Source organism: Frankia sp. AiPs1 (assembly GCF_023716945.1).
Lineage (GTDB): Bacteria > Actinomycetota > Actinomycetes > Frankiales > Frankiaceae > Frankia.
Genome location: NZ_JAMQQF010000001.1, coordinates 91,123 through 108,875, shown reverse-complemented (window position 1 = coordinate 108,875; position 17,753 = coordinate 91,123). Strand labels below are relative to the sequence as shown.

The window sequence follows — 17,753 nt, the reverse complement described above, 5'->3', positions numbered from 1 at the left end:
GCCGACCGTGATTCCGACGGTCACGCCGACGGTGATTCCGACGGTGACGCCGACCGTGATTCCGACGGTGACGCCGACGGTCACGCCGACGATGACGCCCACGATCACGCCAAGTCCATCGATTAGTCCGACCCCGACAAGGCCGAGGGGCGGCGGCTTCGGCGGTGGCGGATTCGATCTCGGAGATATCGGTGAGATCTTCGGTCCCGGTGGTCCCGGTGGTCCCGGTGGTCCCGGTGGTCCCGGTGGCTCCGGTGGCGGTGGGCCCGGCGGTGGCGGTGGCGGGATAGGCGGTGCCGGAGTCGGTGGCGGTGTGGTTGGCGGCATCGGGGCCGGAGGTGCTGGGGCTGGAGGCGGTGGCACCGGTGGTGAGGTCATCCCCGCGGGGCATCCGGAGACGGGTGCAGGGGGAGCGACCTACACGAGTGGCCGCACGCAGTTGGCCATCGGCGCGATGGCCGTGATGGGAGCCGGCCTCGCGATCGGGTTCGCCAGCCGACGGCGCCGTGAGCTTCTTATCGATGACGGTTGGAGCCAGGACAGGGCGATCGGCGGTAGGCAGGACGGCGATGAATGATCTCCGCCCGGGCGACCGAGGCCACTCGGCGCCGGGCGTGGCGCTGGTGGGCACTCGCCGCTGTGCTCCTGCTCATCGCGGGAGGGAGTCTCGAAGCTGGCCTGCGCGGCCATCGAACCGTCCTGGAAGGCCCGGAGGAATCCTCGGCCGCACCGCCGCCCGCGGCCGAGGACAGGGCGGACGGACGGCGGGCCGTGAGTACAGCGGTCCGCTCGAATCCGGTCGCGTTGCGTATCCCGGCGATCGGAGTGAGGGTTCCGGTGTCTGCGCTGGGGCTCAATCCCGATCGCACGGTGGAGGTGCCCACCGATTTTCAGGAACCGGGCTGGTTTCGGCTCGGACCCTCGCCTGGGCAGGTGGGCTCGGCGGTCATCCTGGGGCACGTCGACTCACGCAGCGGTCCGGCGGTGTTCTTCCGGCTTCGACACCTGAAGGCGGGTGACCGGGTCGACGTGACCTTGGCCGACGGTGCGATCGCGCACTTCGAGGTCAGTGCGGTGAGAATGTATTCGAAACGACAGTTTCCGGCACGCCAGGTATACGGATCGCATGGCTACAGTGCGCTGCAACTCGTCACCTGTGGAGGGGTGTTCGACACCCGGACCCGCAGCTATCAGTCCAACGTCGTCGCGTACACCTCACTCGTCTCCATCACCACGGACGAGGCTCCGGGGTAGTCATCCCCAGGATTGGTCGCGCAGCAGGCGCCCACTGGCAACGAGTGGTCCGGAGTGGTCGACGCGAAAGATCACCGACGGCTCGTCACCGGGGGACGACGTGGCCGTCGGTGATCGTGCGGAGACGTTCGACCCTGGCCTTCCTCGGCTCGTGTCGGGGGTCAGGCCCAGCGGACGACGTCGGCGGGGTCGAGCCGGGGGAGCCGGTCGAACCAGGGGTTCTCGCCGGGGTGGCCGATGTTGATGACGAGCAGGGACTTCCAGCGGCCTTCCGGGAAGAACTCGGCGTCGATCGCCGCGGCGTCGAAGCCGGCCATCGGCCCGGCCACCAGGCCCTGGGCGCGGATGGCGAGGATGAAGTAGCCCGCCTGCAGCGGCCCGTTGACCTGGGTCATGGCGCTACGGGTGGCCTCGTCCGCCTCGAGGGCGTCGCGCATCTGCGGCCGGATCGGCAGCAGCGTGGGGGCGTGCTCGTGGAAGCGCGAGTCGACGGCGAGGATGGCGGTGACGGGCGCCGAGGCGGTCTTGACCCGGTTGCCCTCGGCCATCAGCGGCAGCAGCCGCTCCTTGCCCTCGGGCGTGCGCACGAAGGTCACCCGCAGCGGCTGCAGGTTGGCGCTGGTCGGCGCCCACCGGGTGAGCTCCCAGATGCCAGCGAGCTGCTCGTCGCTGATCGGGGTGTCCGCGAAGGCGTTCGCCGTCCGCGCCTCGGTGAACAGCAGGGCGCGGCCCGCCTCGTCGAGGCTGGGAACGCCCGTCGCCTCGATGCTCTCGACGGCAGAGGTCATGCGTGTGCTCCCTGGGTATGTGTGGCTCCTCGTACGGCAGGCGTAACTCTAGCCAGACCGCTCCGTGTTCCCCGCGCGGTGTTCGCTGCACCACATCCCGGCAAGGACGGCTCCACCTCGCCCGGCGCAGCAACCTCGCCCGGCGCAGCAACCCCGCCGGGCGCGGCCACGCGGACCTGCTGTCCGGTACCCACACGGTCTCAGTACTGTTCGCGCATGGTCCACGGACACCCCCGGCTTCGAGGCGGCTGCGCATGGTGATCGACAGGGCAATCGACAGGAAGATCGACAGGGTGATGGACAGGACGATGCGGGGCGCGGTGTGAAGGTCGCGATGCTGGCGCCGGTGGCGTGGCGCACCCCGCCGCGGCATTACGGCCCGTGGGAGCAGATCGCCAGCCACCTCGCGGAGGGCCTGGTGGCGCGCGGCGTCGATGTCACCCTGTTCGCAACGTTGGACTCGCGCACGGCCGGGAAGCTGGACGGCGTCTGCCCGCACGGGTACGCCGAGGACCCAGCGCTCGACGGCCGGGTGTGGGAGGCGTTGCACGTGTCCCATGCGCTGGCCCGCTCCGCCGAGTTCGACCTCGTGCACAGTCATCTCGACTGGCTGCCGTTGGCGTTCGCGGCACATGTCCGGGCCCCGATGGTCACGACGGTCCACGGATTCTCGGACCCGCGCATCATCCCCGCCTACCGCCGGGCGGCCTCCGCCTACGTGTCCATCTCCGACGCCGATCGCAGCCCGGAACTGGACTATGTCGCGACGGTGCACCACGGCATCGATCTGGCGGCCCTGCCGTTCTCGGCGGCCGGCGGGGAGGATCTGGTGGTACTCGGCCGGATCCATCCCGACAAGGGCACCGCGGCGGCCATCGAGATCGCGCGGATGGCCGGCCGGCGGCTGGCGATCTGCGGGATCGTCCAGGACGAGCGCTACTTCGCGGAGCAGGTGCTGCCCCACGTCGACGGAGACGCCGTGAGCTATCTCGGGCCGGTGGGGCCGTCCCGGCGGGCCGAGGTGCTGGGTTCCGCCGCGGCGCTGCTCCATCCGATCGCGTTCGACGAGCCGTTCGGCCTCGCGGTCGTGGAGGCGATGGCCTGCGGTACGCCGGTCGTCACCTACCCACGCGGGGCCATGCCGGAGATCGTCGACGAGGCGGTGACCGGGTTCCTGGTCGACGGCCCGGTGGCCGCGGCGGCCGCGGTGGGTCGGGCCGCCGGCCTCGACCGGGCGGCCTGCCGGGCGACGGCGAGTCGACGGTTCTCGACAGCTCGGATGGTCACCGACTACCTCGCCGTCTACGAACGCCTCCTCGGCTGACAGGTTCCCCGGTTCGGGGTTCGGGGTCAGGCCCGGGGGGTCATCCGGGCGAGCAGGGCATCGACGGGCACGCTCGCCATCCCGACCCGGGAGTCACCGATCCCGTGGGGCAACCACAACCGGCCGTCGTGGACCAGGCCGCCGCAGGAGTAGACGACGTTGGGGACGTAGCCCTCGGCCTCGGTCGCGATCGGGGTGAGCAGCGGCTCGGGCAGCGCCGCGATCACCGTGGCCGGGTCCGCCAGATCGAGCAGGATCGCACCCATCGAATAGGTGCGCATCGGCCCGACCCCGTGGGTGAGCACGAGCCAGCCCGCCGCGGTCTCGATGGGCGAACCGCAGTTGCCGACCTGGATGAGTTCGAAGGTCGCCGTCGGCTCGTGGATCGGGCGGAACGGCTCCCAGACCAGCCCGTCAGCGGAGGCCGTCAGACCGGTGGTCTGCCCGTCGGATCGGCAGAGCGCGAGGTGACGGCCGCCGACGAGCCGGGGGAACAACGCCATCCCCTTGTTCCGCGCTGCCGGGCCGATGAGCGGGGACGTCGTGAACGTTCGCAGGTCGGGGCTGGTGAGCAGCCTCGGCCGGATTTCGGTGCCGTCATAGGCGGTGTAGGTCGCCCGATAGTCGACGGTCCCGTCCGGCGCGGTGAAACGGACGAACCGCGCGTCCTCCATTCCGTTGCTCTCGCTGGCGACGGTGGGCCACAGCACCCGCTGCGCGAGACCGCTGTCCGCCGGGAACTCGATTCTGCGCAGCGTTCCGGCGACGGACCGGATCCCGGCCAGGATGCCGGCGGCCTGGGGACGGCGCAGGAGATCCGCGGGCATGCTGGCGAAGGCCTGTTCGAGGTCACCGTCGGCCAGGCTCCGGTCGAGGGCGTCGAGGACCGAACGCGTCACCTCGTCGTCGAGGCCGTGGTCGGTGAGCAGGGCACGCAGCCGACCGTGCGCCCAGGTGACCGGCACGGCCACGCCGGTGGTGAGCGGGCCGCTGCGCGGCTCCAACCGCACCGCCGGGCCAGGGCCGATCACGGCGACCGCGAAGCCGATCGACGACAGGTGCCCCTCGCCGACGGCACGCAGGCTCAGCGCCAGCCGCAGCGCGCCGGGCGGAAGGTCCGACTGGTCGGGGTGCGCGACGGCCGAGGGATTGGTGACGGCCGCGCCCTCCACCGCGTACTCGGCGGTGAAGCACGCGCCGAGTAGCAGCGAGCGCGCCGGCGACAGCTCCGCCTGGGTGGGGACCCGAGGTGCCACGATCGCGGCGTGTCGCGTCAGGATGTCTCGGTAGTCCCGGTGCCGGGGCCCGAACCGGTCGAGCAGGGCGGCGACGAGGCCGGCGACCTCGTCGTCGCTCAACGCGAGCACTCTGGCCACGATGCCCGCGGCCCGGGAGTGCACCTCGCTGCCCTCCTCGCCGGGGAGGAACAGCTTCGCGATGACCCTGCCGGGGTCCGCGGTCAGTATCAGTGGATGCCGGGTAACCAGGTCGGACTCAAGGGTCACGGCGTCCGGCTCACGGTGTCGGATTCGCCGGTGTCGGATTCGCCGGTGTCGGGTTCGCTGGTGTCCGACTCGCCGGTGTCCGACTCGCCGGTCACGGAGTCCTTGGCGCGAGCAGGCGGCGAGCGTGCTGCGCGGTCGAGAGCAGGGCGAGGGTCGACTCCGCGCCCTGGTTGGCGTTGCATCCCTCGGGTTCGAGGCCGTCGTGGCAACCGCCGGTCGCGACGTCGATCAGCGGGGTGCCGTTGTCGTTGTCACCGAGGAACCATCCGTGCGCCCGGTCGAGGCCGGTGAGCCACCGGTTGCGGCCGGTCGCGGCATAGGCCCGCGCGCAGGCGTCCGCGATGGCCGCGGCCTCGATGGGTTGCTGGTCGAAGCCGGGCCTGCGATCACCGCGGGGGCGCCGGCCGTCGACGGGGGTCGGGGACAGCGTCCCGCCCCGGGTCTCCACGTGGAGCAGCCAGGCCAGCAGCCGTGATCCGTTCGCGAGCGCCACGGAGTCGGGCAGGCAGATGCCGGCGAGGATCAGCGCCTCCGGCACCGCCGCGTTGGCGTAGCGCAGCGTGGGCTCGGGCCACGGCCACGCGGGATCGTCGCTGATCGGGCCGATCGCGGCGACGGCATCCGTGAGCAGGGCACGGGCCCCGGTGTCGTCCGGGTGGGCGAGCAGCATCTCGCCGGCGCCGAGGGCGGCGAACGTCATGGCCCGCGGCCAGGGGGAACGTCGGGTGGCGCTGGCATGAAACCCGTCGCGGGCCAGCGCCCGCAGCCGCGCGGTGGGTGCCAGTGCCGCCGCGGTACCCAGCCCCCACAGGGCGCGGCCCCAGCAGTCGCCGACCTCGGGGTTGTCGAGCCAGCGACCGTCGGCGTCGCGCCGGTTGACGATGGCTCCGTCCGGCGCCTGCGCCGCCAGCACGAAGGTGAGATAGCGCTCGAGCAGGCGGATGAGCTCCAGCGGCGGCGACGGCTCGCGGGAGAGGACGACCAGCCCGCGAGCAACGTCGTCCACGCAGTACCCGTACTCCCGGCGTGGAATCGTGCCGAGGGCGTGCTCGAACAGGCCGATGTCGTCGCTGAGCCGGAGTAGGTGGTTGAACGAGATCGTGGTCGTCACCGGCCCGCCGTCGCGGGCGCTGTTGCCGGGACGGGTGAGGCTGCCGTGACGGGCGCTGTTGCCGTGACGGGTGGGGCTGCCGGGACAGGTGGGGCTGCCGTGACGGATGGGGTCGCCGTCGCGGGGGCCCGCTGGGCCACGGGCGCGACGCCGGGCCTGCTCCCGGTGCGGGCGGCCAACCCGGCGGCCAGCCGGCGGTAGCGCTGCGCCACCGCCGGCCACAGCAGCTCGGGTGCGTGAGCGGCGGTGGCGCTTGCCAGCCCTCGCACGACGCCGTCGTCGGTGATGATGCTGCGCACCGCCGCCGCGATCGCCGCCACGTCACCGTGGGGCACGAGCAGGCCGGTGCCGTCGCCGAGCAGCTCGACCGCGTGCGGGAAGCGGGTGGCGACGACGGGCCGCAGCGCCGCGACCGCCTCGATGAGGATGCCGGAGGTGACCTGGTCGACGGAGTCGTAGGGGAGCAGGACGACGTCGGCGCCGCTCACGAGCTCGGCGAGGGTGCCCGGGTCGAGATAGCGGTGGTCGAAGGCCACCGAATCGGTTACGCCGAGCCGACCGGCCAGCGCGGCAAGTCCCTCGCGGTACGCCTCGCCCTCCCGGGCGAGCACCTTGGGATGGGTCAGGCCCGCGACGAGGTAGCGCGGAGCCGGGTCGAGGTCGGCCAGCTCCGCCATCGCCGCGATGCCCCATTCGATGCCTTTGCCCGGGCCGAGCAGACCCCAGGTGAGGACGGTCGGCCGGGCGGAGCGTGCGGGCGCGGCGCGGCGGTTCTCGGCCGCGCCGTGGGGGATGACCGAGACCAGGTGCGGGTGAGCCCGGTATCCGTCGACCAGCCGGGCCCGCGCGGTCTCGGTCATCACGACGACCGCGTCCGCGGACGCGACCAGCGCCTCCAGGACCTTGCGCTGGTGCGGGGTCGGGCGCACGAGCACGGTGTGCAGGACGACCACCACCGGCACCTCGAGGTTGTCGAGCACCTCGAGCACCTCGTCGCCGTCCGGGCCGCCGTAGACCCCGTACTCGTGCTGCACGACCGCGACGTCGAAGCCGTTCAGCAGCCGCGCCGCGCGACGCGGGCCGCCCTGGGCCCCGGCCACCAGGTCGCCGACGACGGCGGCTGGCCGTGGTCCGGGCCCCGCGGGCGCGTCGAGCAGCCGGACCACCCCGCTGGCGGCGCCGGGCACCGGGCTGGCCAGCTCGTCCAGAAGGGCGGCCGTGAAGGTGGCGAGGCCGCACTGGGTCGGGGGATAGGTGCTGAGAAAGCCGTAGCGGAGGGGCACAGAGGCCCACCTTCCGGTCAGGTGCCGACACCGAGTCGGCCGGCGGGCACGCGAGTGCTGTGCTCGGCGTGGATGCGCTGTGCTCGGCGATAATGCGATAGATCCTCCTGAGGCTCATGCCTGCGGGGAGGAGTGCCGGCCGCCAGCGGGGCCAAGCAACGAAAACGTAGGGCCGAGTCGTGGGCCCAGGCACCCGTCGCGCCAGAGGTTGGCACTCGACCTTGCCGAGTGCTAATCCCTGTATAGCCCTCGGCGTCTCGGGAAGCAACGTCACCACCACACCGCGAGGTCGTCACCCACCACACCGCGAGGTCGTCACCGCCCCCAGGGGCGACCCGCCACGGCAGCCCCCTACAGCTCAGCCGTGAGGTCGACGACGTCGGCGTAGCGTTCGAGGGCCTCGACGCAGGCCGCCACGCTGTGCCCGGGGGGCTGCACGACGAACCAGGTCGCCCCCGCCTGCCCGGCCTGGCCGAGGAAGTCCCGGTGCTCGTCGGGGGAGCCGTTCGGGTCCTGCAGCCAGGCGCTCTGCAGGGACTGGAGCTGGACGTCGATGGTGACGTCCCGTCCCCGCTCCCTCGAAGCGAGGTCGTTGATCTCCGCCACCGCCGACCTGAGCTGGGCGAACGTCGTCATGGCGGGCATGCGCGTCGGGCCGGCGATCGCGTCGGGGATCATCAGGGGACTCCAGCCCTGCACCCGGGCCGCCCGGCGCCGGGCCACGGCACTGTTGCCGCCGACCCAGATCGGCGGACCGCCCGGCGTGACGGGCATCGGGAGCGCGGCGACCGAGGCGGCGGTGAAGTGCCGGCCGTCGTAGTCGAAGGGGGATCGGCTCCACACGCCCCGCAGCACCTCGAGCGCCTCGTCGAACAGCAGGTTGCGCTCGTCGAAGTCCACGCCCAGGGCCCGGAACTCCGAACGCAGGTAGCCGGTTCCGGCGACGACGGTCAGCCTGCCCTCGGACAGGATGTCCAGGGTCGCCGCCGCCCGGGCCGTGAGCAGCGGATTGCGGTAGGGCAGCACCAGCAGGTACGTCATGAGGCGAAGCCGGGTCGTCGCGGCGGCGCAGAACGCCAGCGCCGGGACGACGTCGAGCGCCTCGTGCCCGCCCGACCTGAGCCACTTCAGCGACGGCGCCGGGTGTTCGGTGAAGGCGACCGCCGCGTAGCCCAGCCGCTCGGCCGTCTGGACCACCCGGGTGACCCCCGCCGCGGTCACCAGCTCGGGGCTGTAGTGCGGGTCCGAAACGGGGAACTCGACGGTGACGTGCACGACGGCGCTCCTGACTGCGATGGCGGGCGGCGGGCGGTGGATGGCGGGCGGTGGATGGCGGGCGGTGGAAGGGGGGCGGTGGAAGGGGGCTGCTGGTCCGGGTCGCCGGTCAGGCGCCGCCGCTGGCCGTCACGCACTGGCCGGTGATCCAGCGGGCGTCGTCGCCGGCGAGGAAGGCCACCACGTCGGCGATGTCGTCGGGCTGGCCGAGTCGGCCGAGCGGGACAAGGCTGCCGTAGTGCTCGGCGAGCTGCGGGGTCATCCCGTTGCGGATCAGGTCGGTGTCCACGATGCCGGGGACCACCGCGTTCACCGTCACCTGGCGGGGGGCCAGCTCGGTGGCCCAGACGCGGGTGAAGGCCTCGATCGCCGCCTTGCTGCCCGCGTACGCCGACAGTCCGGGTTGGCGGGTCGACGAGCTGCCACTACCGATGCTGATGACGCGCCCGCCGTCGGGCATGAGCTCGACCGCCCGCTGCGTCACGAAGAACAGGCCGCGGGCGTTGAGACCGAACGTGGAGTCGTAGATCGCCGGCGTCGTCGCCGTCAGCGTCGGCATGCCGCCGGCCCCGCGTCCGGCGTTGTTGACGAGCACGTCGACGCGATCGGTGCGGGCCCGGATCCGCGTGAACAGATCGTCGATCTGGACCAGATCGGCGACGTCGGCCTGCTCCGCCCAGGCGTCACCGCCGGCCGCCTCGATCTCCTTGACCAGGCTGGCGGCCAGCTCGGCGCTGGCCGAGTAGTTCACGATGACGGCCGCACCGTCGCGGGCGAGCCGACGGGCGATGGCACGGCCGATGCCACGGCCGGCACCGGTGACGAGCGCGGTCTTGCCGGAGAGGGTCATGTCAGCCTTTCGGGTGCTCACGGCGGATGCGGCCAACCGGCGCGTCCGGGTCCGGCGCGTTCCGCCGACGGGTGGCGGGTGGCGGGTGCGCTGACGTCCGCGCCGACCTCGACCACCCAGCCGGCCAGCTCGTGCCCGAGCGCCAACGGCAGCTCGAAGGGCAGCCGGCCGGCGAGCACGCTGAAGTCGCTGGCGCAGATCCCGCTGGCGCCGACCGCGACGACCACGTCGTGCCTCCCCGGGGGGATGGTCTCCAGCTGCGCGGTCGCGAAGGTGTCCACGGCACTGGCGATGCCGACGCTCATGGCCTGCTCCGATGCGATGCGATGCGATGCGATGCGGGGCGGGGCGGATGCGATGCGGGGCGGAACTGGACGGAACGAAACGGGATGGGACGGGTGCGAAGAGGAGGCTAACGCTCGTTCACTCCTGTGGTCAATCAGCGAGTTCCACACCCGATGAGACAGTGCTGATGTGATGATTCGCGAGGTCGCTGGCTAACGAACGTTGACTTGGGCGGCGTGGGGCTCTACCTTCCTGGATCACCGCTGTGACGTCCGGCACAGGCCGACCGCCCGGCGGAGGACCCCGCCTCCGAGGCAAAGGACCGACGATGTCGATCATCCCGTTACGCTGCGCGGGCCTTGCCCCGCGCGCGCTGGCCGCTACGGTGCTCTCCGCGCTCGTCCTGACGACGGCCGCCTGCGGATCGAGCGGTTCCGCCGCGGGCGCAGCGGCCGTGTCGGCCGACCCGAGCCTCTTTCCGGGCACGAAGACGTCGGCGTCGGCGCCGGTACGCGTCGCGATCATCACGAACGAGGGCGGGGCGGCGATCAGCCAGCCCGAGACGACCGCGGCGGCCAAGGCGGCGGTCAGCTACGCGAACGACAACCTCGGCGGCATCGGCGGGCACCGGATCGACATCGTGCTGACCTGCCCGACGAGGGAGGAGGTCGCCACCGCCCGGACCTGCGCCAACAAGGTGGTCGAGGCGAAAGCGGACGCGCTGGTCGTGACCTCGACGGGCCTGGGCGCGACGATCGCGCCGATCGTGACCGGGGCCGGCATCCCGTACATCACCGCCAACGGAGCGACGGCACCCGAGCTGACGTCGGCCGCCTCGTTCGTCTGGACGGGCGGCTTCCCCTCGATCCTGCGCGCGTGGGCGAAGTACGCCAAGGACAAGGGCTACCGATCGTTCACCGCGTTCGTCATCGACTCGCCGTCCGCGATCGGCGCCGCCCAGCAGCTCGGGGCGCCGGCGTTCAAGGCCGCCGGGGTGGACTTCACGGTCGCCACCGTCCCGGCCGGGACCCCGGACGCCACCCCGATCGTCAGCGCGGCGCTGCGGCGCAAGCCCGACGCGGTCGCCGTCATCGGCGAGTCGACGGTGTGCATCAGCGTCATCAAGGCCCTGGCGACCGTCGGCACCAGCGCCGACAGGCTGATCACCCAGCCCTGCGTGGAACGCAGCGTCCTGGACGCGGTCGGCTCCGCCATCGACGGCACCCAGGTCGCCACCCCGTACGACGTGATCAGCAAGGATGATCCCGAGGTGCGCCGCTACGACGCGATCATGGCCAGGTACGCGCCGGACACCCCGACGGGCGGCTACGCCGGCATCGGCTACCAGGGCATGATGTCGTTCATCCGGGCGGCCCAGGGAATCCGGGGCGACATCAGCCCCGCCGCCGTCATCGCGGCGGTGAAGAGCGCGAAGAACGTGCCGCTGCCGATCGGGCACGGGATCACCTTCACCTGCGACGGCACGGCGCTCCCGCCGCTGGTCTCGGTGTGCTCGAGCAGCAACATCTTCGAACGGTTCGACGCCGGCAAGGCCACCGACGCCCAGGTGGTGGCGCTGCGATGATCAGGGTCGTGCAGTGCTTCACCGGCGGGGTCGGCGCCGAGATCGTCCGCCGGCTGGCCCGCCATCCGCGGATGAAGCTGGTCGGGGTCCTGGTCCACGGCGAGGAGAAGGCCGGTCGCGACGCGGGTGACGTGGTGGGCATTCCCCCGCTGGGCATCACCACCACCCGCAGCCTCGACGACGTGATCGCGCTGGCTCCCGACGCGGCGATCTGGAGCGCGCAGGGCTACGACCCGGAGTCGATCGCCCGGCTGCTCGCCGCCGGCATCAACGTCTACACCGGGCTCGGCGGCTACTTCCTCGACGGCGAACCGGAACAGGCCCTGCTGGCCGAGGCCTGCCGCGCGGGCGGCTCGACGTTCGCCGCCGGCGGCAACATCCCGGGGCTGATCAGCGACGTCCTGCCGATCTTCCTCACCGGCTACACCGGCTCCGTGCGGCACATCGACGCCGTCCAGCGCAACCACGTGGCGCACTACCCGTCCGCCGCGCAGCTTCGCGACGGGCTGGGCCTCGGGCTGCCACCCGGCGAGACCGCGAGCGCCGCGGCGCTGGACGCCGGCTGGCTGTGGCTGATGACGTCCTCGGCCAGGATGGTGGCCGCGGCGCTGCGCGTCCCGTTCACCCGGATCGAGCAGACGGCCAAGCGGACCGCACTGGCCGCCGCGACCGTGACGCTGCCCGGCAGCGGCCTCACCGTCGAGGCGGGCACGGTCGCCGGGGTCCGCTGGACCTGGACCGCCTACAGCGGACCGGCCGCCTACCTGACGATCACCAACGAGCAGACCGCCGTGCTCGGGCTCGGCGCGGGCTGGCGAGAGACCGAGCGGGAGCCGGCGTGGACGGTGGAACTCGACGCCTCCCCGCCGTTGGTCGCCACCCTGAGCTGGCCGGCGGGGACCGCGGCGGCGGCGGCGAACGCCCAGCTCAACGCGGCCCGGGCGATCAACGTGCTCGCCGCCCTGGTCGCCGCGCCGCCCGGCTGCGTCTCCGTGCTGGACCTGCCCATGATCACGTCGAGTGACACCGTCCTGGGCGAGGCGGCGCCGTGAGCGGGAGCGCCATGAGCGGGAGCGGCACGGTCACCACGATCGCCGAGGTGCGGGCGGTGGCGGACGCGGTACGCGCCGCCGGTGGGCGGGTGGGCTTCTTCGGGACGAGCGGCGCCCTGCACGAGGGGCACCTGTCGGTGATCCGTCGGATGGCCGCCGAGTGCGACCTGTCGATCATGCCGCTGTTCCTGGCCCCGGTCCCCGGCGTGACCTCCGACGCGGTCCCCGCCTACGACCGGGACTTCGACGCCGACGCCGCCCTCGCCTTCGACGCCGGGGTGAACCTGGTGTTCCGCCCGGCCGTGGCCGAGATGTACCCCGAACTCCCGGTGCGCACGGCCGTCGTGCCGGCCGACGAGCTGGCCGCGCCGTGGGAGAACGCCGAGGACCCGTCGTTCATGCGGATGGCGGCCACGGCGCTGGCGAAGTACTACAACATCGTCGGCCCGTGCCGGGCGTACACGGGTGAGAAGGACTGGGTGCCGCTGACGGTGCTGCGCCGCATGGTCGTGGACCTGTCGATCCGGGCCGAGATCGTCGCGTGCCCCGTCGTCCGGCTCGCCGACGGCCTGTGCGCCGCCAGCCGCAACAGCCGGCTGTCCGCCGCGGACCGGGCCGCCGCACCCACGCTGTACGCGGCGCTGACGGGGGCCGCGGCCGCCGTCGAGGCGGGTGAACGGGACGCGGCGGCGATCCGGTCCCTGCTGCGGCGGCGGATCTCGGCGGTGGCGCCGGTCGACTACGCCGAGGTGGTCGACGCGGCCACGCTCGCCCGGGTCGACCCGCTGGCCGGTGAACTGCGGCTGCTGGTGTCCGCCGACTTCACCGGCACGCACCTGTTCGACAACGTCGGGGTCACCGTCCCCGACGTCGGGGCCACCGTCGCTGCCCCGCCCACCGGTCGTCGAACCTCGGGCTAGTGGCGGTCACCCTCACCCGTCACCCGTTACCCATCACTCGTCACCCGCTTCGTGCGGACCGTCAGGCGGACAGCGCGAGCGCGCGCTCGGCCATCCCGATCAGCCGGGTGCGCGCCGCGATCCCGATGTCGCTGTACTTCGTCGAGTTCAGCAGCCCGAAGATCGCATGCACTTCGATCTGGGCCTGCCGTTCGGTGAGACCGGGCCGCAGGGCGCGCAGGGGCGTCACCCACAGCCGGGTGTAGGCGAGCTGCCGGGACCTGACCTGGTGGGCCGCCTCGGCCGAGAGGTTCGCCATGTCCCGGTCGTGCACCCTGATCAGGTCGGGCTCGCTGGTGGCGAAACCGGCGTGACCGGCGATGAGCTGGCGCAGCGCGTCCGCGTCGTCGCTCGCGGCCGCGACGACGGCCTGCCCGCTGTCGAGCATCCGCTGCCCGATGTCGATCAGCAGCTCGGCGAGCACCTCGTCCTTGCTGCCGAAGTGCTTGTACACGGACGGCCCGCTGATGCCGGACGCGGCGCCGAGGTCGTCGATGGACGTCCCGTGGAACCCGCGGGTGGCGAACATGCGGGCGGCCTCGAGCAGCAGCCGCTCGCGCGTCCGCTGGGCGCTCGGTCGCACCGCGCCGCCTCTGCTCACCCTCATCTCCCCTCGTTCCCCGCCCACTGCGACACCCGACCGCCTGCGACACCCGACCGCGACACCCGACGGCGTGGCCTCGTGCCAGGCTAACGCCCCCTAACCGGTACGGAGCGTCCGGACCAGCGGATTCATAAGCGAGTGGCGGGATTGTTCGGACCCGCTGGGGTCCGGCGTCCCAGAGCCGGCCGATGAGACGGTGAGCGCGGCCATTGGCGCGAGGACGGCGCTGAGCACCGGCCGGCGGATCCGTCCTCAACCCGCCGTCTGCGCCTGCTGCGACCCACCGGCCCGCAAGCCCCTGGTCGCCTTCGCCCCGTCCGCCGATCCCATCCGCCGGGGCCGTGCCGTGCCGTCGCGGGCGCCGTCACGCCGACCGCGCGGGCCACTGCCCGAGCGGCCGGACCACGCCCGAACCCACCCGCTACGCTGTAGGCACTCGACGCTCCAGCACTGTCGGACGCCCGGGGACCAGGCTCAGGGGGCGGTAGCTCAGCCGGTTAGAGCAGCGGACTCATAATCCGTCGGTCGTGGGTTCGAGCCCCACCCGCCCCACCACGCTGCGTGACGAACCGTTTGATCTGTAGAAATAGGTTCCATCTATCTCTGTATAGGCCGTACTCGGCGACAGATGCCCAGGTCATCCATCCGGGTCGGCGGTTCGAGCCCCAGGTAGCTTGGAAGCAACTAGCTACCCGCTGTAGCTGGTGGGCCGCAACCTGGCGCCGGCGTTCCACCCGGCGCCGGAAGCCAAGCCCTGCAGGAGAATTACGTCGTGGGCACGGAGCTCTGGCCCCTGCTCTGCGGGTTTCGACCTTCGACGATGACGACAGGCTTCGAGCGTGCGCGAGGTGGGTCGTGGCTTCGGCGACGGCATGCAGGTCGCCGGCGTTCGGCGCTCAGGCATTCGAAGTCTTCGGGCTCGGCCGGCACCTCGGCCAAATGGTGGCGTGTCGGATCCGCGAGCTGGTGCGGAGTGCGACCCCCGTGCCATGATCCTTCCGTTCTATGAGCATCGTTGCGCATACGGGGGTTGGCATGGATGAGGTTGGTCTGGCCGAGGCGATTGAGGCGTTGCGCCGTGAGTTGGCCACGGCGAAGCTGGCCGGCGCTGGGGAGCCGATCCAGTTCACTCTCGGTCCGGTCGACATGGAGTTCGGCCTGGAGATACGTCGGGAGGGCAAGGGCGAGGCGGGCGTGAAGTTCTGGGTTGTGTCGGTCGGTGGTGGCGGCTCGGCGGGGCGAACGGTGACGCACCGGTTGCAGGTGAGGTTGCAGCCGCACGAGATCGTTCCTGACGGGGCCGGTGGGACCACGACACGCGACGTGAGGGTCAGGGACCGCGACAGCAACTGACGGACCACGGACGGGGCGCGGTGGTGGCCGGAGGTTTCAGTCAGGGGTTGGTCGCCGAGATCCGGGCCCCTGTTCCGGTGGACGGACCTGCCAGCGCGGACAAGCCTGACTACAGCCGGGGCTCGGGCTATCTGGTGGGTGGCGGACTGGTGCTGACTGCAGCGCATGTCGTCTTCGATGACTATGGTCGGAAGCTACCGGTCGTGGAGGTGCGGGGGATCGTTGCCGGGGGCTGGCGGAAGGCTACCGTCATCTGGCCATCGGCCTACCCCCGAGGCGAGGACGGCGGGGACGTCGCGGATGTCGCCCTCGTCCGGCTCGAGCAGGGTGCTGGCCTGGCCGGGGAGGTTACGCCAGTGGGATGGGGTTGGTTGACCGGCCAACAGCCGGTGAAGGACTGCCTACTGGTGGGCTTTCCCCGGCTCGGGCGTGATGAGGAGACCCTGCTTCGCCAACCGGAGCAGGCCGAAGGAACGATCAGTCCGGTCGGCGGTAGCCGTAGCGATCAGCTCTATTTCCAAGTTGATGGTCCGATTCCAGCGTGGTGGCCAGGGTCGGATTCGCCGTGGGCGGGGGTATCGGGGGCGGCGGTGTTCGCTGGTGGCCTACTGGTCGGGGTTGTGGCTTCGGATCATCAGACGTTCGGCGGCGGCCGGCTGTCGGCGACCCGGATCTCGGCGATCGCTGGGGCCGCGGAGTTCGCCAGGCTGGTTAGCGGCATCGATCGGCTGGAGTTGAAGTCCGTCGAGTTGGCGGGCCTGTTCGATGACCCTGCGCAGGTTGGTGATCGTCGGTCGCCGACGTCGCTGCTGCGCCCGGGCCGCACGGTCGTCGGCTTCTACGGGCGTGACTCTTGGATCGGGGATCTCACCGGCTGGTGTGTGAAGGAAAGTGCGCCATGGGCTGTGCGTCTCATCACAGGGCCGGGTGGGCAGGGCAAGACTCGTCTGGCCTTGGAACTCTGTGACGACCTATCGGCAGCTGGCTGGGTCAGCGGTTTCCTCGCCCGATCGATCCTCGCAGGCCTGCTGGAAAAGATCGTCGAGACTGATACCCCCGTGCTCCTCATCGTGGACTACGCCGAGGCACGTGCTCGGCATCTGTCCGCCCTGTTTCGGGTGCTGCAACAGCGGACACCTGCGAAGCGGGTACGGATCCTTCTGCTGGCACGGTCCGCGCACGACGAGGCCGACTGGTGGTGGCAGATTCGCGATGAACTGCGCGACAAGCTGGACAATCGCCTCGTCCCGGAGCCGCTTACCGACCTAGAGCCCAGGCAGGACGACCGCAGCGGCTCCTACCAGCGAGCACTGACTGATCTCGCCCGGGCCTGGTCGCAGGTGGACACCGAGGCCGACTGGACGGCGCTTGCCACGACTATGGCCATACCGGCTGACCTTGACGATCCGCGTTACACGCTTGCACTGGCACTCCACGAGCGGGCCCTCGCCGCTCTCCTACAGGCCGGTCCCAACCCGATCACAGCGCTCCCCGCAGACACCGAAAACACCGACATCCTGCTTGCGCACGAAGGCCGCTACTGGGCCGAGACCGCCGACGCGCCCCCACACCATCTCTCCCGGAAGTACATCTGGAGGCTGCGTCATCAGGCCGTCGTCGCAGCAGCGCTGTGCGGGGCCACCAGCGAGGAGGAGGCTATCGCCACCCTCAGACGGCTCCCCCACCTTAAAGATCAAAACTCTGCGGACCTGGCGATGCTGGCCGCGTGGCTGCGCGATCTATACCCGTCACCACCCAATGCGTACTGGGGGTCGCTCGTTCCTGATCGGATCGCGGAGCACCTGATAGGCCAGGCACTGCGCGCCCGCTCCGATGGCGGCGAACCAGGCTTGGCGAGAGCACTGCTTGGCGGCGCCACGCCCCGTCAACTCCGCGATAGCCTGATGATTCTCGCTCGCGCGAGCGCGCACCAGCCATACCTTCCGGACTTGATTACCAAGCTGATCATTATCGATAAACAGGTCGCGCCGGCCGTCGCTCAGCTCCACTTCACGGCGCTTGCCGCCGTCTTGGACGCCTTCCCCCAAAGATCGGTTGCGTTGGCTGATGCCGCCGACACTCTTATAGCACTGGCCGAGACACAGGCACGGGAAGCAGCCAAGTCGCGCCGAGACCAGGCTACTCTTGAGGCGTTGGCACGCCTCCTTACCAGCCTCTCCACGCGACAGTCCAGTCTCGATCAACGACAACGCCCGATCGCCGTCGACGCCGCAGCGCTCCACCGTGAATTGGCTGCCTACCAGCCGACTGCCGAGAGGGAAGCGCCATGGCGCTAAGTGACCAGTCCGGTCTGGATCAGCGGTCGAGAGCATTGGATGCCGCCAGGGAGGCGACCGCCCTCTACCGTCAACTCGCCAGCGAGCGGCCCGAGGCCTTCACCCCCAACGTCGCCGATGCGCTGAACAATCTATCGGTGCAATTGGCGGTTCTTGGTCGGCGCGAGGAAGCGTTGGCCACTGTAGAGGAAGCCGTCACCCTCTACCGCCGCTTGGCGGAGGTCCGTC

16 protein-coding genes and 1 tRNA gene are annotated in these 17,753 nt (G+C 71.3%); 9 read left to right on the top strand and 8 right to left on the bottom strand.

Going from position 1 to position 17,753, the window contains the following annotated elements; translation table 11 throughout:
• The first annotated feature begins 771 nt into the window (after positions 1 to 771).
• Positions 772 to 1,254, top strand: coding sequence for a class F sortase (locus ND748_RS00425; protein ID WP_251743293.1), 483 nt, complete (start codon positions 772 to 774; stop codon positions 1,252 to 1,254).
• A gap of 161 nt (positions 1,255 to 1,415) precedes the next feature.
• Here the strand turns inward: ND748_RS00425 and ND748_RS00420 are convergent, their stop codons facing one another.
• The gene (locus ND748_RS00420; protein WP_251743292.1) at positions 1,416 to 2,042 is read right to left on the bottom strand and encodes a malonic semialdehyde reductase; all 627 of its coding nucleotides are present in this window, start codon (positions 2,040 to 2,042) and stop codon (positions 1,416 to 1,418) included.
• A gap of 322 nt (positions 2,043 to 2,364) precedes the next feature.
• On the opposite strand from ND748_RS00420, the gene ND748_RS00415 reads away from it, so the two are divergent.
• Positions 2,365 to 3,366: a glycosyltransferase family 4 protein gene (locus tag ND748_RS00415; protein WP_251743291.1), complete on the top strand. Its 1,002-nt coding sequence runs from the start codon at positions 2,365 to 2,367 to the stop codon at positions 3,364 to 3,366.
• A gap of 26 nt (positions 3,367 to 3,392) precedes the next feature.
• Here ND748_RS00415 and ND748_RS00410 read toward each other — a convergent pair whose 3' ends face one another.
• The 6 genes from ND748_RS00410 to ND748_RS00385 form a co-directional block, all read right to left on the bottom strand.
• Entirely contained in the window at positions 3,393 to 4,871 is a 1,479-nt protein-coding gene (locus tag ND748_RS00410; RefSeq protein ID WP_251743290.1) for a glycoside hydrolase family 130 protein, read from the bottom strand.
• A 91-nt stretch (positions 4,872 to 4,962) separates the two neighbouring features.
• Positions 4,963 to 5,982 (bottom strand): glycosyltransferase, encoded by a 1,020-nt coding sequence (locus ND748_RS00405; RefSeq protein WP_251743289.1) that lies wholly within the window; start codon positions 5,980 to 5,982, stop codon positions 4,963 to 4,965.
• Entirely contained in the window at positions 5,979 to 7,265 is a 1,287-nt protein-coding gene (locus tag ND748_RS00400) for a glycosyltransferase (protein WP_251743288.1), read from the bottom strand. The genes ND748_RS00405 and ND748_RS00400 overlap by 4 nt, the downstream gene beginning before the upstream one ends.
• 351 nt (positions 7,266 to 7,616) lie before the next feature.
• On the bottom strand, positions 7,617 to 8,540 hold the full coding sequence (locus ND748_RS00395) for an LLM class F420-dependent oxidoreductase (RefSeq protein WP_251743287.1): 924 nt from the start codon (positions 8,538 to 8,540) through the stop codon (positions 7,617 to 7,619).
• Between the two features lie 109 nt (positions 8,541 to 8,649).
• A complete protein-coding gene (locus tag ND748_RS00390) occupies positions 8,650 to 9,390 on the bottom strand; it encodes an SDR family oxidoreductase (protein ID WP_251743286.1) in 741 nt (246 codons plus the stop codon).
• 17 nt (positions 9,391 to 9,407) lie between these two features.
• Complete coding sequence (locus ND748_RS00385; protein WP_251743285.1) at positions 9,408 to 9,695, bottom strand: alcohol dehydrogenase catalytic domain-containing protein; 288 nt, start codon at positions 9,693 to 9,695, stop codon at positions 9,408 to 9,410.
• Positions 9,696 to 10,003: 308 nt separating this feature from the next.
• Between ND748_RS00385 and ND748_RS00380 the strand changes: the two genes are divergently transcribed.
• Genes ND748_RS00380 through ND748_RS00370 form a run of 3 tightly spaced genes read left to right on the top strand, consistent with a single transcriptional unit; the run spans position 10,004 to position 13,232 of the window.
• A complete protein-coding gene (locus tag ND748_RS00380) occupies positions 10,004 to 11,260 on the top strand; it encodes an ABC transporter substrate-binding protein (protein ID WP_251743284.1) in 1,257 nt (418 codons plus the stop codon).
• Positions 11,257 to 12,312: a hypothetical protein gene (locus ND748_RS00375; protein WP_251743283.1), complete on the top strand. Its 1,056-nt coding sequence runs from the start codon at positions 11,257 to 11,259 to the stop codon at positions 12,310 to 12,312. The genes ND748_RS00380 and ND748_RS00375 overlap by 4 nt, the downstream gene beginning before the upstream one ends.
• An 11-nt stretch (positions 12,313 to 12,323) precedes the next feature.
• Complete coding sequence (locus ND748_RS00370; RefSeq protein WP_251743282.1) at positions 12,324 to 13,232, top strand: pantoate--beta-alanine ligase; 909 nt, start codon at positions 12,324 to 12,326, stop codon at positions 13,230 to 13,232.
• Positions 13,233 to 13,293: 61 nt separating this feature from the next.
• Here ND748_RS00370 and ND748_RS00365 read toward each other — a convergent pair whose 3' ends face one another.
• Positions 13,294 to 13,878 (bottom strand): TetR/AcrR family transcriptional regulator, encoded by a 585-nt coding sequence (locus tag ND748_RS00365; RefSeq protein ID WP_251743281.1) that lies wholly within the window; start codon positions 13,876 to 13,878, stop codon positions 13,294 to 13,296.
• Between the two features lie 475 nt (positions 13,879 to 14,353).
• On the opposite strand from ND748_RS00365, the gene ND748_RS00360 reads away from it, so the two are divergent.
• The 4 genes from ND748_RS00360 to ND748_RS00345 form a co-directional block, all read left to right on the top strand.
• Positions 14,354 to 14,430 (top strand) — tRNA-Ile (locus ND748_RS00360).
• Between the two features lie 450 nt (positions 14,431 to 14,880).
• Positions 14,881 to 15,228 (top strand): trypco2 family protein, encoded by a 348-nt coding sequence (locus tag ND748_RS00355; RefSeq protein ID WP_251743280.1) that lies wholly within the window; start codon positions 14,881 to 14,883, stop codon positions 15,226 to 15,228.
• Positions 15,229 to 15,275: 47 nt separating this feature from the next.
• Positions 15,276 to 17,525, top strand: coding sequence for a serine protease (locus ND748_RS00350; protein WP_251743279.1), 2,250 nt, complete (start codon positions 15,276 to 15,278; stop codon positions 17,523 to 17,525).
• Positions 17,516 to 17,753 (top strand): hypothetical protein (locus ND748_RS00345; protein ID WP_251743278.1); only part of this gene is annotated, 238 nt, incomplete at its 3' end. The genes ND748_RS00350 and ND748_RS00345, both read left to right, overlap by 10 nt.

Coding starts and splice junctions, on each gene's coding strand:
- ND748_RS00420 (WP_251743292.1), bottom strand. CDS start 2,042: ATGACCTCTGCCGTCGAGAGCATCGAGGCGACGGGCGTTCCCAGCCTC.
- ND748_RS00390 (WP_251743286.1), bottom strand. CDS start 9,390: ATGACCCTCTCCGGCAAGACCGCGCTCGTCACCGGTGCCGGCCGTGGC.
- ND748_RS00385 (WP_251743285.1), bottom strand. CDS start 9,695: ATGAGCGTCGGCATCGCCAGTGCCGTGGACACCTTCGCGACCGCGCAG.
- ND748_RS00380 (WP_251743284.1), top strand. CDS start 10,004: ATGTCGATCATCCCGTTACGCTGCGCGGGCCTTGCCCCGCGCGCGCTG.
- ND748_RS00375 (WP_251743283.1), top strand. CDS start 11,257: ATGATCAGGGTCGTGCAGTGCTTCACCGGCGGGGTCGGCGCCGAGATC.
- ND748_RS00370 (WP_251743282.1), top strand. CDS start 12,324: ATGAGCGGGAGCGGCACGGTCACCACGATCGCCGAGGTGCGGGCGGTG.
- ND748_RS00365 (WP_251743281.1), bottom strand. CDS start 13,878: ATGAGGGTGAGCAGAGGCGGCGCGGTGCGACCGAGCGCCCAGCGGACG.
- ND748_RS00355 (WP_251743280.1), top strand. CDS start 14,881: ATGAGCATCGTTGCGCATACGGGGGTTGGCATGGATGAGGTTGGTCTG.